The organism is Pantoea sp. FN0302, assembly GCF_050113775.1.
Lineage (GTDB): Bacteria > Pseudomonadota > Gammaproteobacteria > Enterobacterales > Enterobacteriaceae > Mixta > Mixta alhagi.
The window spans coordinates 1,175,930-1,189,706 of record NZ_JBNJSM010000001.1; the positions used below are offsets into that span (position 1 = coordinate 1,175,930).

The 13,777-nt window shown below is 54.9% G+C and carries 13 protein-coding genes; 7 read left to right on the forward strand and 6 right to left on the reverse strand.

The genetic code is table 11. From position 1 onward, the window contains the following. Positions 1-42: 42 nt before the first annotated feature. From xdhC to guaD, 4 genes are read right to left on the reverse strand one after another with little or no spacing between them, the layout of a single operon-like run. Positions 43-834, reverse strand: coding sequence for a xanthine dehydrogenase accessory protein XdhC (xdhC, locus tag ACQE32_RS05395; RefSeq protein ID WP_427021452.1), 792 nt, complete (start codon positions 832-834; stop codon positions 43-45). Further along, positions 821-3,187 (reverse strand): xanthine dehydrogenase molybdopterin binding subunit, encoded by a 2,367-nt coding sequence (gene xdhB, locus ACQE32_RS05400; protein WP_427021453.1) that lies wholly within the window; start codon positions 3,185-3,187, stop codon positions 821-823. Before xdhB ends, xdhC begins: the two co-directional genes overlap by 14 nt. Then, on the reverse strand, positions 3,177-4,619 hold the full coding sequence (xdhA, locus tag ACQE32_RS05405; RefSeq protein WP_427021454.1) for a xanthine dehydrogenase small subunit: 1,443 nt from the start codon (positions 4,617-4,619) through the stop codon (positions 3,177-3,179). Before xdhA ends, xdhB begins: the two co-directional genes overlap by 11 nt. After that, positions 4,616-5,953 (reverse strand): guanine deaminase, encoded by a 1,338-nt coding sequence (gene guaD, locus ACQE32_RS05410; RefSeq protein ID WP_427021455.1) that lies wholly within the window; start codon positions 5,951-5,953, stop codon positions 4,616-4,618. Before guaD ends, xdhA begins: the two co-directional genes overlap by 4 nt. A gap of 360 nt (positions 5,954-6,313) precedes the next feature. On the opposite strand from guaD, the gene ydfG reads away from it, so the two are divergent. Continuing rightward, entirely contained in the window at positions 6,314-7,063 is a 750-nt protein-coding gene (gene ydfG, locus ACQE32_RS05415) for a bifunctional NADP-dependent 3-hydroxy acid dehydrogenase/3-hydroxypropionate dehydrogenase YdfG (RefSeq protein WP_426972636.1), read from the forward strand. Between the two features lie 98 nt (positions 7,064-7,161). Here ydfG and ACQE32_RS05420 read toward each other — a convergent pair whose 3' ends face one another. Next, the gene (locus tag ACQE32_RS05420; protein ID WP_085071761.1) at positions 7,162-7,488 is read right to left on the reverse strand and encodes a YnfA family protein; all 327 of its coding nucleotides are present in this window, start codon (positions 7,486-7,488) and stop codon (positions 7,162-7,164) included. 120 nt (positions 7,489-7,608) lie between these two features. On the opposite strand from ACQE32_RS05420, the gene ACQE32_RS05425 reads away from it, so the two are divergent. After that, positions 7,609-7,956: a DUF1283 family protein gene (locus ACQE32_RS05425; RefSeq protein WP_250652722.1), complete on the forward strand. Its 348-nt coding sequence runs from the start codon at positions 7,609-7,611 to the stop codon at positions 7,954-7,956. A gap of 52 nt (positions 7,957-8,008) precedes the next feature. After that, positions 8,009-8,305, forward strand: a complete 297-nt coding sequence (locus ACQE32_RS05430; protein WP_250652626.1) for a DUF1161 domain-containing protein — start codon at positions 8,009-8,011, stop codon at positions 8,303-8,305. 137 nt (positions 8,306-8,442) lie between these two features. Here the strand turns inward: ACQE32_RS05430 and ACQE32_RS05435 are convergent, their stop codons facing one another. Next, on the reverse strand, positions 8,443-9,897 hold the full coding sequence (locus ACQE32_RS05435) for an MDR family MFS transporter (protein ID WP_427021456.1): 1,455 nt from the start codon (positions 9,895-9,897) through the stop codon (positions 8,443-8,445). Between the two features lie 379 nt (positions 9,898-10,276). On the opposite strand from ACQE32_RS05435, the gene ACQE32_RS05440 reads away from it, so the two are divergent. From ACQE32_RS05440 to osmV, 4 genes are read left to right on the forward strand one after another with little or no spacing between them, the layout of a single operon-like run. Beyond that, complete coding sequence (locus tag ACQE32_RS05440) at positions 10,277-10,990, forward strand: ABC transporter permease (RefSeq protein ID WP_426972638.1); 714 nt, start codon at positions 10,277-10,279, stop codon at positions 10,988-10,990. 11 nt (positions 10,991-11,001) lie between these two features. Further along, the gene (locus ACQE32_RS05445; protein WP_427021457.1) at positions 11,002-11,913 is read left to right on the forward strand and encodes a glycine betaine ABC transporter substrate-binding protein; all 912 of its coding nucleotides are present in this window, start codon (positions 11,002-11,004) and stop codon (positions 11,911-11,913) included. A gap of 9 nt (positions 11,914-11,922) precedes the next feature. Continuing rightward, positions 11,923-12,570, forward strand: a complete 648-nt coding sequence (gene osmW, locus ACQE32_RS05450; RefSeq protein ID WP_426972641.1) for an osmoprotectant ABC transporter permease OsmW — start codon at positions 11,923-11,925, stop codon at positions 12,568-12,570. Then, a complete protein-coding gene (osmV, locus tag ACQE32_RS05455; RefSeq protein WP_426981646.1) occupies positions 12,570-13,706 on the forward strand; it encodes an osmoprotectant ABC transporter ATP-binding protein OsmV in 1,137 nt (378 codons plus the stop codon). The genes osmW and osmV overlap by 1 nt, the downstream gene beginning before the upstream one ends. Positions 13,707-13,777 lie beyond the last annotated feature (71 nt).

Here is a 13,777-nt window from a genome sequence, read left to right on the forward strand (position 1 = left end):
CTCTCCTGTTCCTTGCCTGTAAAGTCAGAATCATAAGCGCAGTTAACCGATGGTGCCAGCATTCTGCATCTGTTGATAAACGGCGATAATTTCTGCCGCTACGGCGACGGCAATTTCCGCCGGCAGTTTGCCCTTGACCTGCGGCAGCCCTACCGGACAGCGCAGGCGCGCCAGCTGCTGCTGGCTGAATCCTTTGCCGCTCAGACGATACTCAAAGCGCTGACGCTTGGTATTTGAACCAATGACCCCGGCATAACGATAGTCATCGCGGCGTAGAATTGCCTCGCATAGCGCCAGGTCGAGCGGATGATGATGCGTCATCACCACAAAATAGCTCTCTGGCGGCAGCTGCGAAACATACTCCACCGGCTCTTCTACCTGACAGACGTTGACACCAGCTGGCACCTGCGCGAACAGCTCTGCACGCTGATCGATCCACTGTATGTGACAGGGTAACGTCGCCAGCAGCGTGACCAGCGCCTGGCCGACGTGTCCCGCACCAAAAACAGCGATCTGCGGCTGCACATAAAGCAGCGGCTCAAACAAAATGGTGGTGCTACCACCGCAGCACTGCCCCAGCCGCGCGCCCAGGCTGAACTGTTCGCTGTGCAGACTTTCGCGGCCCTGCATCAGCAAATTGCGTGCTATCTCAATACACTGGAATTCCAGATGTCCGCCGCCGATGGTAAAAAACTGCCCATCCGCCGTCACGATCATTTTGCTGCCGCGATCGCGCGGCACTGAACCGCGCTCGTTAAGCACGGTAATCAGCACGCACGACTGACGCTGCGCTCGTAGCCGCTGCAGCGTTTCAATCCACTCATGCACAAGCATTATTTTCTCCCGCCAGCCGGTTTACCGCCCAGAAAACCTTTTCTGGCGTGGCGGGCGCATCCAGATGGGGATGCTGACGATAGTCGGCCACGCTGGCTATCGCATCCTGTAGTGCGACCCAGACGGAAATACCCAGCATAAACGGCGGTTCGCCCACCGCTTTGGAATGAAATACCGTCTGCTGAGGATTTTTACGGTTTTCCAGCAGCGTCACGCGCAGATCCTCAGGCAGATCGCCCAGGGTAGGGATTTTGTAGCTGGCCGGTCCATCGGTCATCAGGCGTCCCTGGCTATCCCAGACCAACTCTTCGCAGGTTAGCCAGCCCATGCCCTGCACAAAGCCTCCTTCGACCTGCCCCACATCAATAGCCGGGTTCAGCGATGCACCGACGTCGTGCAGAATATCTGCACGCAGCAGGCGATATTCACCGGTTAAGGTATCAATAAGTACTTCGCTACAGGCCGCGCCGTAAGAGAAATAGTAAAAGGGCTGACCGCGTCCCGCCTCACGATCGTAATGAATACCGGGAACACGATAGTAGCCAGTGGCAGACAGCGGCACCTGATTCAGCCAGGCGAGCTGCGCGACCTGACTAAAGGTAAAATAGTGCTGCTTCACCCGCACGATGCCGTTGCTGAAGCTTACCTCCTGCGGCTGGCACTGATGCAGGCGACACAGCATCTCCGTCAGTCGCTGGCGCAAAATCTCCGCCGCGTGCTGAGCGGCCTTGCCATTAAGATCGGTGCCGCTGGAGGCTGCCGTCGGCGAGGTATTGGGCACTTTGCCGGTATCGGTCGCGGTAATACGAATGGCGCTTGCATCAATCTGCAACACTTCCGCTACGATCTGCGCTACCTTGGTATGCAGCCCCTGGCCCATTTCGGTGCCGCCGTGGTTCAGCTGAACGGTGCCGTCGGTATAAATCAGGATCAGCGCGCCGGCCTGGTTTAGAAAGCTGGAGGTAAAAGAGATACCGAATTTCACCGGCGTCAGCGCCAGGCCACGTTTCAGGATCGCACTGGCGGCGTTAAACCGCCGTACCGCTTCCCGACGCGTCTGATAATCAGCGCTCTGCTCAAGCTGTGCGGTAATTTCTTCCAGCAGGTTATCCTCAACCCGCTGATGATAATGGGTAATATTACGCGTCTGCTGTCCATAGTAGTTACGTTTACGTACCGTGAGCGGATCCAGCTGGCGGTGGCGTGCGATGGCTTCGATAATTTGTTCAATCGCCACCATGCCCTGCGGGCCGCCAAAGCCGCGATAGGCGGTATTGGAAGCCAGATTGGTGCGACAGCGATAGCCGGTAATGCGCGCATCGCCCAGATAATAGGCGTTATCAGCATGGAACATCGCACGATCCACAATTGACCCGGAAAGATCGAGCGAATAGCCGCAGTTGCCCGCCAGCTCGATGTTTACCCCGCAGAACAGGCCGTCATCATCAAAGCCCACGTCATAGCGCACAAAGAAAGGATGACGTTTGCCGGTGATATGCATATCGTCACGCCGCGCCAGACGCATTTTTGCCGGTCGCCCGGTTTTATGCGCCGCCAGCGCGCATAAACAAGCAACACCCGCCGCCTGGGTCTCTTTGCCACCAAAACCGCCGCCCATGCGTCGCATATCGATGGTAACGTTATTCATCCCCACGCCCATGACTGAAGCAACCAGTTTCTGAACTTCAGTCGGATTCTGCGTTGATGACCAGACCTGAAAAGAGCAATCCTCGCCCGGTGCAACCAGCGCGATCTGCGTTTCCAGATAGAAATGCTCCTGCCCACCGATATGAAACGCCCCCTGAATGCGATGCGGCGCACGTGCCAGCGCGGTATCGACATCGCCACGCTGATGGATATGCGGCTCCTGCACAAAATGGCGCTGTGCCAGAGCCGTTTCCACATCAAGAATTGCCGGCAAAGGTGCATATTCAATATGGGCAGCTGCCGCGCCCCGCCGTGCTGCCTCTTCGCTTTCCGCCGCCACAACCAGCACTATCTGTCCCACATAACAGACCGTGTCGCCCGCCAGCAGCGGATCGCCCGGCTCCAGCGCACCAATATCCAGCTCGCCAGGCACGTCGCGCCAGGTGAGAACCTCAATCACGCCGGGAATGGCATAACAGGCTGCGGTATCGATATGCAGGATACGCGCATGCGCCTGAGCGCTCAGACGCGGGCAAAGGTGCAACAGACCCGGAAAGGCTAACCGGTCATCAATATATTGCGCTTCGCCGCTAACGTGCTTTTCTGCGCTTTCATGCTGCCGATCGCGGCCAACGCCGTTCTGGATGCCAGCCAGATACTGTGCTTCAAGAACCTCTTGCTTAACCGGCGGACGATTATGAGACATAGTGGGATACCTCGCTCACGGCCAGTTCGCCGTTCAGCTGGTGGAAATAGCGGCGCAGTAGATTTTTTGCCAGCTGCATGCGCCAGGCGGCGCTGGCTCGCGCATCGCTTAGCGGCTGAAAATCCTGTTCCAGCGCCCGACAGGCGTTTTCCAGCGTGGTCGCTGACATTGTCTGTCCGATGAGTGCGGCTTCGCAGGCGAAAGCGCGTCGCGGTACCCCGGCCATGCCGCCATACGCCAGCCGCGCTTCGGTGATCACACTGTCATCTTGTATGAGATTAAAAGCGGCAAATACCGCAGAAATATCATCCTCACGGCGTTTTGAGACTTTCCAGGCGCGGAAATCAGGTGACTGTGTCACTCTGGGGATATGGATCGCGCGAATAAACTCGCCGCTTTCCAGTGCCGTACGCCGGTAGCCGAGGAAAAACTGATCAAGCGGCAGCTGACGCAGGCGTTCCCCCTGCTGCAAAATCAGCGATGCGCCCAGCGCCAGCAGCATTGGTGAGCAATCGCCGATCGGCGAAGCATTGGCGATGTTGCCGCCCAGCGTGCCGCGATTGCGAATTTGTAATGAAGCAAAGCGGTGCAGCATTTCACTAAAGATTGGGATGGTGGTGTGCAGGCGCTGCTGACAAACGCTGAGCGGCACGGCTGCGCCAATCACAATCGCTTCCGGTGTTTCCTGCCACTGCCGAAGTTCCTCTACCTTTTCCAGCGCAATCATCAGCGGCAGCTTTTGATATTGCTGGGTAATCCGTAGCATCAGATCGGTACCGCCAGCCAGCAGCACCGCCTGTGGGTTTTCCAGATAAAAGCTTGCCAACTGCGCACAGGATTCAGGTATCACATAGCGACCAGAATCAGTGACAACGTCACTCATGGCGTGCTGATGCAGCGCCTGCAGACGCGTGATGGTCTCCTGCTCGCGCTGGCTAAAGCTGTCTTTTTCCGGTTGGTTGCAGGCGAGGCGCGCCGCTTCCACAATAGGCCGATAGCCGGTACAGCGACAGAGATTGCCCGCCAGCGCGCTTTCCGCCTGTTGGCGATCCCAGCCGTTGCTGTTTTTTTGCAGTGTGAACAGCGACATAACAAAGCCTGGCGTACAGAAACCACACTGCGAGGCGTGACAGTTAACCATCGCCTGTTGCACGCTGTGCAGTTGGTCGCCCTGGCGTAGATCCTCTACGGTGATCAGCTGTTTGCCATCCAGCGCGCCAATCGGCAGCAGGCAGCTGTTAACTGTCTCATAACGCATTTTGCCATCCACCACGCTGCCCAGCGTAACGGTACAGGCGCCACAGTCGCCCGAGGCACAGCCCTCTTTTGTACCGCAGCGCCCTTTTTGCTGGCGCAAATAGTTCAGCACCGTGGTATTTGCATCAATCTGATGCTCACTTACCAGCGTCTGGTTGAGCAGGAACTGGATCATATCGCTGCCTCTTGATGGTGTTGTTGCCAGGCAAGCTGGCCGTTTACCCAAGTTTCGGCGATAGTACGATCGTCGCCAAGCGTCATGAGCACAAACAGTTTTTCCCAGATGTCACGGCTGTTTTGCCAGCGCATTTTCTGCAGCGGCGTAGCTTCAGGCTGCAGCACCACGAAATCTGCCTCCTTACCGGGCATAAAGTTACCAATCAGATGATCCAGGTTTAGCGCCCGTGCGCCGCCCAGCGTGGCGTGATAGAAAGCTTCGCTGGCATGCAGCTTATAGTTCTGCAGCTGACTGACCTTATAGGCTTCGCCCAGCGTCTGCAGCATGCTGAAGGTGGTGCCCGCGCCAATATCCGTGCCGATGCCAAGTTTGATCGGCTGCTGCCAGCTGCGTTGTAAATTAAACAGTCCGCTGCCAAGAAACAGGTTCGAGGTTGGACAAAAGGCGATAGCGGAATCGGTCTGATGCAGGCAGCGCCACTCATCAGGCTCCAGGTGTAAACAGTGCGCAAAGATGCTGCGCGGGCCGGTCAGCTGATAATGGTGATAGACATCAAGATAGCCTGCCTGCTGTGGAAACAGCTTTTTCACCCACGCCACCTCCTGCGGGTTTTCCGCCAGATGGGTATGGATCCAGGTATCAGGAAACTCCTGATGAAGCTGCGTGACTTTTTCCAGCAGTTCTGGTGATGAAGTCGGCGCAAAACGTGGCGTGAGCGCATATCCCAGGCGGCCACGCTTGTGCCAGCGCTGGATCAGTGCGCGCGTTTGCTGATAGCTCTGCTCCGGGGTTTCCAGCAGATAATCTGGCGCGTTGCGATCCATCATCACCTTACCGGCAATAATGCGCATCGCACGCTGTTCCGCCGCCTGGAACAGCGCCTCAACTGACTCGGGATGCACCGTACCAAAAACCAGCGCGCTGGTGGTGCCGTTGCTGAGCAGCTGTTGTAAAAAGAAGGCGGCCATTGTTGCTGCGTGCCCGGCTGAATGGTATTGCCCTTCAACCGGGAAGGTGTAGTTTTCCAGCCAGCTCAGCAGCTGTTCACCAAAAGCAGCGACCATTTCGGTTTGCGGATAGTGGATATGGCAGTCGATAAAACCGGGAACGATCAGGCTTCCGCGTCGATCGAGCATGGGGCAATTGGCAGGCAATCTGCCCTCCGCTTCCAGCCACGGGCGCAGGCTGGCAATTTTTCCCGCTGTGATCAGCAGCAGGCCGTCTTCAATATAGCGTGCCCGTTGCTCGATCTCCTGTGGATTGCTGACCGTAGCGGTTATATCAAAAAAGCTACTGCGAATGGCGTAAGTTTCAGTGGCTGGCACAGACATAAAACTTCCTTAACCCAAATTTTCGTTATGGCAAATGAGCAGGTATTTAGCAAACTGCAAGAGTTATGCCAGCCGGTTATTTATTTAAATATGATTAAAATCAATAAGTTACCATAAATAACACTCATTCTATCTATCCCAAACGATTGCGCAAACGCTTGCCTGCCTTTAAAGCGTTAATATTTCCCAGGCCTTTCAGATAGCCCCTGCCGGAACGTCTGAACGACCTGTTATGTCGGCAAACTTTTGGTGCAATGCGCACCAGTACAGTGCTTTTTGTTCATCATTAACCGGTACTGGGCAGCAGCAAAACGAAGTGTTATGGTAATTATCCTGAAAAACCTGTTAAGGAACAGCGAGATGATAATCTTTGTTACCGGTGCGACTGCCGGTTTTGGTCAATCGATCGCCCGTCGTTTTATCGCAGCAGGGCATAAAGTGATTGCTAACGGACGTCGCCAGGATCGTCTGGATGCGCTAAAGGCTGAACTGGGTGAAAATTTGTATACCCTGCAATTCGATGTCCGCGATCGTGCTGCAATCGATGCTGCGCTGGCTACTCTGCCGGCTGAATGGCAACAGGTCGATATTCTGGTTAACAACGCCGGACTGGCGCTGGGTGTGGAACCTGCCCATCAGGCCAGCATCGACGACTGGGAAACCATGATCGATACCAATAATAAAGGGCTGGTGTACATGACCCGCGCGCTGTTGCCTGGCATGGTAGAGCGTAATACCGGGCATATTATTAATCTCGGCTCGGTTGCCGGTAACTGGCCTTATATGGGCGGCAACGTATATGGCGCAACTAAAGCCTTTGTACGTCAGTTCAGCCTGAATTTACGCACCGATCTGCACGGCACAGCGCTGCGTGTGACTGACATCGAGCCAGGCCTGGTGGGCGGCACCGAGTTTTCCAACGTGCGCTTTAAAGGCGATGATAGTCGGGCGGAAAGTGTGTATGCCGGTACTACCGCGCTGACGCCAGAAGATGTGACCGAAGCGGTATATTGGGTGGCGACGTTGCCAGCGCATGTGAACATTAATACGCTGGAAATGATGCCGGTTAGCCAGACCACCGCCGGGCTAAAAGTGGCGAAAGAATCCTGACGCCAGAGGCGGACGAACATCCGTCCGGCTCTGGCACTGCGAGGTGTATGGCAACTAAGCCTGATTGATTTCCTCAGGTTTAGTTGCCCGGCGTAAGGTTACGCTTTGCCCCATCCCGCCACAATAATCAGCATGCCGCAGAAAGCCACCGCCGCGCCCAGCCAGTCGCTGTAGCTTAAGCGTACGCCATCCACCCAGCGCAACCACAGCAACGCCGTGACCACATAAACGCCGCCGTAAGCCGCATAAACGCGCCCGCTGGCGGCGGGATGCAGCGTCAGCAGCCAGACAAAAGCCGCCAGGCTCAGTGCCGCCGGAACCAGCAGCAGCGCCGACGCGCCCTTTTTTAGCCACAGCCAGGGAAGAAAACAGCCCACAATTTCCGCCAGTGCGGTAAGAAAAAAAAGCAGCGTGGTTTTGATCATAAAAAAGCGTTCTCAAAGCTAAACGAAGCGTCTGGCTCGCTGGTGAGTAAACAAGCGACGATGATATACTAAAAGCGGTATCACCTCATGGCAGGTTGCCATAAAGATAAGGAACCGATGATGCAAACATTATTTACCCGTCTGGCTGTCGCCCTGCTTCCGTTTACGCTGTTCAGCGCTTTGGCGCTGTCATCTGCGTCGGCCCAGGCGCGCACCGAGCGTTTGATCATTGAAAACGGAAGTAATGCGTTAAGCAATGAAGAAGCGCGTCAGAATAAAGAACAGTGGGATGACACGCGAATGCTGCGTAAAAAGCTCAACAGCCGCGTCGAAAAAGAGTTTGATAAAACCGATCGTGCCTTTGATAGCCGTGACGCCTGTGAAAAAAGCTATAACGTCAACGCATACTGGGAAGCCAATACCCTGCGCTGCCTGGATCGACGCACCGGACGCCCCGTAACACCCTGATCTTACTTTACTGCTATAGTTACCGCTGGTTTTATTGCAAAAGGATGATGTGATGAGAGCGAAGAAGTGGATGTTAAGCGCCCTGTTGGTTGTTGCTCCGCTGGCAGCCCAGGCATCTTGCGAATCGGTAAAAGCGGATATTAGTCAGAAGATCATCAATAACGGCGTGCCTGAATCAGGCTTTACGCTGGATATTGTGCCTAACGATCAGGCTGAGGCTGCCGGTGGCCAGGTGGTTGGACATTGTGACAACGACTCACAGAAAATCGTTTATAAACGTACCGGCGTCGACGGTGAAACTAACGTGCCTGCCGATGCCGGTACCGCACAGGATGCCCCCGCTTCCTGATTTATCCTCAAGGCGCCTGAACGGCGCCTGTTTTTTCTCAAGCGAATTATTAATCACATTTAAGCTGATAGTTACCGGTTATTTGTACCGGTATTTTTCAATAGTGAATAGGGTTAAGATTCTTGTTTCACGCGTTCCTATTCCGGTCTGCGTCGTGGCATGGTCCAGGCGATAAACAGGCTGCCAACGGCAATCACCAGCGAGACAATAAATACCCAGTGCAGCGAAGCAGCGATATGCAGCGTCATCTGATGCAGGGTGCCCCCGTCTAACGCCTGCCGCCGCTCCGGCGACATAATTTGCTGCACCGGATCCTGCGCGTCAGGCAACCGCAGCAGCAAATTATAATTGAGTACCGCGCCCATAATGGCTGTACCCAATGCGGAGCCAAGCATGCGGCTAAACATAATCGAGGCGGTGCAGATACCGCGAATAGCGAAATCGGCGCTGTTCTGAACCGAGACCAAAAAGGTGGTGCTGGTCATGCCCATTCCGGTACCGATCACAAAAGCGGCAAAGCCAGCCTGCAACAGGCTGCTCCCGGCATGCAGCGTCAACAGCAGCGCCGTGCCCGCAATCAATAACAGCGCGCCCAGCTGAGCGGTAAAACGATAAGAGGTATGCAGCATCAGACGGCCGCTAAAGGTACTGGCAAGCGGCCAGCCAATCGACATCATGGCCAGCGCGCTGCCCGCCTGCAACGGCGAACCGCCATTGATGCCCTGAATCCAGGTGGGCAAAAAGGCGCTGATGCCCATCATCGCCGCGCCAATAATCAAATTCCCGGCATTACCGGCAACAATGACCCGGCTCCGCCAGATAGCCAGCGGAAACAGCGGCGCCTCGGCTTTTTTTTCATGGCGCAGCAGAATAAAACCGGCGATTAACGCCACGGCCAGAAACAACAACAGCCAGTAGCCCAGCGCCTCAGCCTGAAGCAGCGCAACCAGCAGCGCGCTGACGCTTAGCATCAGCCAGGCGCTGCCGGATACGTTAAGGCTCTGCTCTGAAGGTTGTTGATGCGCCGGCAGCCAGCGCGCCAGCATCAGCATTGAAATAATGCCCAAGGGTACGTTAACCCAGAAAACCAGCGACCAGCTGAAATGTTGCACAATCCAGGCGCCGGTCAGCGGGCCGATAATCGCCGCAACGCCCCAGACGCTGGAAAGCCAGCCCTGAATGCCCGCCCGCTCGCGAGGCGAATAGATGTCCGCCACAATAGTCGAGGTGATCGGCATAATCGCTCCTGCACCCAGCCCCTGAAAAGCACGGAACAGAATAAGCCAGGTCATACTGTGCGCCATGCCGCACAGCACCGAACCCAGTAAAAACAGCGAGGCGCCGATCAGGAACATGCGTTTACGTCCCCACAGATCGGCGAGCCGCCCATAGATCGGTACGCTTACCGCCTGGGTTAGCAGGTAAATGGAAAAAACCCAGCCAAATTGCGAAAAGCCGCCCAGTTGAGCAATGATGGTGGGCATCGCCGTCGCGACAATAGTGACTTCAATTGCCGCCATAAACATCGCCAGCATACAGGCAATTAAAATCCAGTGACGGTGTGCGACCGTCTGATGTTGAGCTTCTGCCATGTTTTCCCTTCCTGTTAATTTCCTAAGCGTAGCCCAACGCAGGGCATTGCGTACAATCCCTCAAGTGACGTTGTCACTTAAGTTTGCTTTGGTTGTTTCCTGTCTGCCGCTGGCGTTTGAAAACATGTTTTCTCCCCTTGCCGGGAAAAACTATCCTGCTGATCCTGCCGCAAAACTGGCGAACCCGTCTGCGCGCTGCTATAGATTTAAGGCACCACGTTTTTTTTGCTGATAAAGACGTAAAAATCAGCACTTTATCTTTATCGTCCGGCGTCGCTGACGCGTACCGCTTTCCACGGCGCTATGCACACGGATTAATATAACAATTGAGCCATCCTGCAGGGATGCGCTTCAGGTCATCCCCAGGAGAACGCTGTTCATGCATTTTTCCCCCGCGATTAAGCGAATCATTCTGGCGTTGCTGGTGATAGCGCTGGTGGCTGCGCTGTTGATTTACGGTGTCGGCCCTGAGGTGATTAAAGCGCGTCAGGTCGATTTAATTTACCTTGGCAGGCAACATCTCTGGCTGGTGGGTTGGTCGATGCTGTTCGCTCTACTGGTCGGCATTCCCAGCGGTATTTTACTCAGTCGGCCTTATATGCGCCGCTGGGCGGAATACATTATGCAGATCTTTAATGTCGGCAATACGCTGCCGCCGCTAGCGGTGCTGGCTCTGGCGATGGTAGTGATCGGCATTGGCGATCGGCCGGCGATTTTCGCGCTGTTTCTTGCTTCGCTATTACCTATTGTGCGTAACACCTATGCAGGATTGATTGGCGTACCGGAATCGTTGCGGGAAGCCGCCAACGGCATCGGCATGACAAAAATGCAGCGTCTGCGTCAGGTAGAGCTGCCTAACGCCTGTCCGGTGATCCTTTCCGGTATTCGCATCGCGATGGCAATTAACGTTGGCACCGCGCCGCTGGCGTTCCTGATTGGTGCCAGCAGCTACGGCGAGCTGATCTTCCCTGGGATCTACCTCAATGACTTCCCCGTCCTGATTTTAGGCGCGGTGGCGACGGCGCTGTTTGCGCTGATTCTGGATATGCTGCTGGCGGCTCTGGGTCGCTGGTTAAGCCCACATGCGCTGTAAAAAGGAGCCTTATGACTATTTCTGTTTTGACTCGGGCGCTGGGTACGCTGCTGGCGACGCTATTACTATGCCTCTCCTCCGTGCAGGCCGCACCGATTACCATGGCTACCAAAGGCTTTACCGAACAACATCTTTTGTCAGCAATGACCACGCTGTGGCTGAATAAAAAAGGCTTTCAGGTGATCCCTAAAACGAATATCCCGGTGTCGATCGGGCGCAGCGCAATGCTGAACAAACAGATCGACATGACCTGGGAATATACCGGCGCCTCACTGATTGTCTTTAATCATATTACGACCCGGATGTCCTCTGAGCAGGCCTACCAAACGGTAAAGCGTCTGGATGGCAAATTAGGTCTGATCTGGCTTAATCCGGCACCCATGAATAACACCTACGCTTTTGCCATGCAGCGTCAACGCGCCGAAAAAGAGCATATCACCACGGTTTCACAGCTGGTGGCGCGTATTGAGCAGATCCGCAAACAGGATCCGGACCATAACTGGATGCTGGGTCTGGACCTGGAGTTTGCCGGGCGCGCCGATGGTCTGAAGCCGCTGCAAAAACTGTATGGATTAACGCTGGATCGTCCGCAAATCCGCCAGATGGATCCGGGGCTGGTGTATAACGCCATTCGCGACGGTTTTGTCGAGGCCGGACTGGTGTATACCACCGACGGACGGGTAAAAGGCTTCGACCTGAAAATTCTGGAGGATGATAAGCATTTCTTTCCCAGCTACAACGTGACGCCGCTGGTGCGTAAAGAGGTACTGGAGGCGAATCCAGGTCTGGCGGAGGCGCTCAATCAGCTTTCTGCATTGATCACAGATGACGTAATTACCGAACTCAACAAACGGGTCGATATCGATCATCAATCACCGCAGCAGGTCGCCCGCGATTTTCTGCAATCTAAAGGCATGCTGTAAGGAGATGCTATGGATACGATTCACTATATGATCGACAACTGGCCTCACCTCGTCGCCCTTAGCTGGCAACATCTGTGGCTGGTTCTGGTAGCGGTTGGCTGCGCTATTCTGGCCGGCGTGCCGCTGGGCATTTTAATTGTGCGCTTTAAATGGCTGGCAACCCCGGTGCTGGGGATCGCCACCATTGTGCTTACCATCCCTTCTATCGCGCTGTTTGGTCTGATGATCCCGCTTTTTTCCCTTATTGGTCAGGGTATTGGCGTGGTGCCAGCGATTACAGCGGTATTTCTCTATTCCCTGCTGCCGATTGTACGCAATACCCATACCGCGCTGGAAAGTCTGCCGCCTGGTCTGCGCGAAGCCGGGCGCGGTATCGGCATGACCTTCTGGCAGCGCCTGCGCTGGGTGGAAATCCCGCTTGCCCTCCCGATTATTTTCGGCGGTATTCGTACGGCAGTGGTGATGAACGTAGGCGTTATGGCGATTGCGGCAATTATTGGTGCTGGCGGTTTGGGCCTGCTGTTGCTGGACGGCATTAGCGGCAGCGATATTCGTATGCTGATCGCAGGCGCAGTGCTGATTTGCTTCCTGGCAATTATTCTTGACTGGCTGTTGCATCGCTTGCAGCTGGTGCTGACACCGAAGGGGATTCGATAATGATAAAGCTGGAAAACCTGACTAAAACCTTCATTCAGAAAAATGGCACGACGTTTAATGCGGTGGATAATGTCAACCTGCACGTGCCAGCGGGAGAAATGTGCGTGCTGCTTGGTCCATCCGGCTGCGGAAAAACCACTACGCTGAAAATGATAAACCGTTTGATTCCGGCAACCAGCGGTAAAATTACCATTAACGGTGAAGATACCAGCACTCAGGATACCGTTACCCTGCGCCGCAATATCGGCTACGTGATTCAGCAGATTGGCCTGTTCCCTAACATGACTATCGAAGAAAACATCACTGTCGTGCCGCGCATGCTCGGCTGGGATAAAAAACGCTGCCGCGATCGCGCCAGCGAGCTGATGAATATGGTGGCACTCGATCCGCATAAGTTTCTGCATCGTTATCCGAAAGAGATGTCCGGCGGACAGCAACAACGTATAGGTGTCATTCGTGCGCTGGCGGCGGATCCGCCGGTCCTGCTGATGGATGAGCCTTTCGGTGCGGTCGATCCGATTAACCGAGAGGCGATTCAGAACGAGTTTCTGGAAATGCAACGCCAGTTAAAGAAAACCGTCATGCTGGTTAGCCACGATATCGATGAGGCGCTCAAGCTGGGCGATCGCATCGCTGTATTCGGTCAGGGAAAAATTGTGCAGTGCGCCACGCCTGACGAACTCCTGGCGAAACCGGCCAACGAGTTTGTTGGCTCTTTTGTTGGCCAGGATCGTACACTGAAACGATTGCTGCTGGTCCAGGCTGGCGACGTGACCGATCAACAGCAAACCCTTACCGTTAAGCGGTCCACGCCGTTGTCAGAAGCATTTGTGATCATGGATGATAATGATATGCGCTCCATTACCGTGGTTGATAGCGACGATCGCCCGCTGGGCTTTGTGAAACGGCGTGAAGCGCGCGGAGCCAGCGGCTACTGCGAAGAGAAACTGCACAATTTTACCGTAACCGGCAAAGCGGAAGAAAACCTGCGTGTGGTACTGTCAAAACTCTATGAACATAATCTGGTATGGATGCCCATTGTGGATGAAGAAGGCCGCTACAGCGGCGAAATTTCGCAGGATTATATCGCTGATTATCTGAGTTCAGGCCGTACGCGTCGCGCACTCAGTCGCTAAACATACGATTGCGCCCTGAGGGCGCATCAAAAAATGATTACCTTGTTTGCGTGGGGCGTTTTCTTCCTGCC

Excerpts from the sequence above, each read along its gene's own strand:
- xdhC (WP_427021452.1), bottom strand. The coding sequence starts at position 834 with ATGCTTGTGCATGAGTGGATTGAAACGCTGCAGCGGCTACGAGCGCAG.
- xdhB (WP_427021453.1), bottom strand. The coding sequence starts at position 3,187 with ATGTCTCATAATCGTCCGCCGGTTAAGCAAGAGGTTCTTGAAGCACAG.
- xdhA (WP_427021454.1), bottom strand. The coding sequence starts at position 4,619 with ATGATCCAGTTCCTGCTCAACCAGACGCTGGTAAGTGAGCATCAGATT.
- guaD (WP_427021455.1), bottom strand. The coding sequence starts at position 5,953 with ATGTCTGTGCCAGCCACTGAAACTTACGCCATTCGCAGTAGCTTTTTT.
- ydfG (WP_426972636.1), top strand. The coding sequence starts at position 6,314 with ATGATAATCTTTGTTACCGGTGCGACTGCCGGTTTTGGTCAATCGATC.
- ACQE32_RS05420 (WP_085071761.1), bottom strand. The coding sequence starts at position 7,488 with ATGATCAAAACCACGCTGCTTTTTTTTCTTACCGCACTGGCGGAAATT.
- ACQE32_RS05425 (WP_250652722.1), top strand. The coding sequence starts at position 7,609 with ATGCAAACATTATTTACCCGTCTGGCTGTCGCCCTGCTTCCGTTTACG.
- ACQE32_RS05430 (WP_250652626.1), top strand. The coding sequence starts at position 8,009 with ATGAGAGCGAAGAAGTGGATGTTAAGCGCCCTGTTGGTTGTTGCTCCG.
- ACQE32_RS05435 (WP_427021456.1), bottom strand. The coding sequence starts at position 9,897 with ATGGCAGAAGCTCAACATCAGACGGTCGCACACCGTCACTGGATTTTA.
- ACQE32_RS05440 (WP_426972638.1), top strand. The coding sequence starts at position 10,277 with ATGCATTTTTCCCCCGCGATTAAGCGAATCATTCTGGCGTTGCTGGTG.
- ACQE32_RS05445 (WP_427021457.1), top strand. The coding sequence starts at position 11,002 with ATGACTATTTCTGTTTTGACTCGGGCGCTGGGTACGCTGCTGGCGACG.
- osmW (WP_426972641.1), top strand. The coding sequence starts at position 11,923 with ATGGATACGATTCACTATATGATCGACAACTGGCCTCACCTCGTCGCC.
- osmV (WP_426981646.1), top strand. The coding sequence starts at position 12,570 with ATGATAAAGCTGGAAAACCTGACTAAAACCTTCATTCAGAAAAATGGC.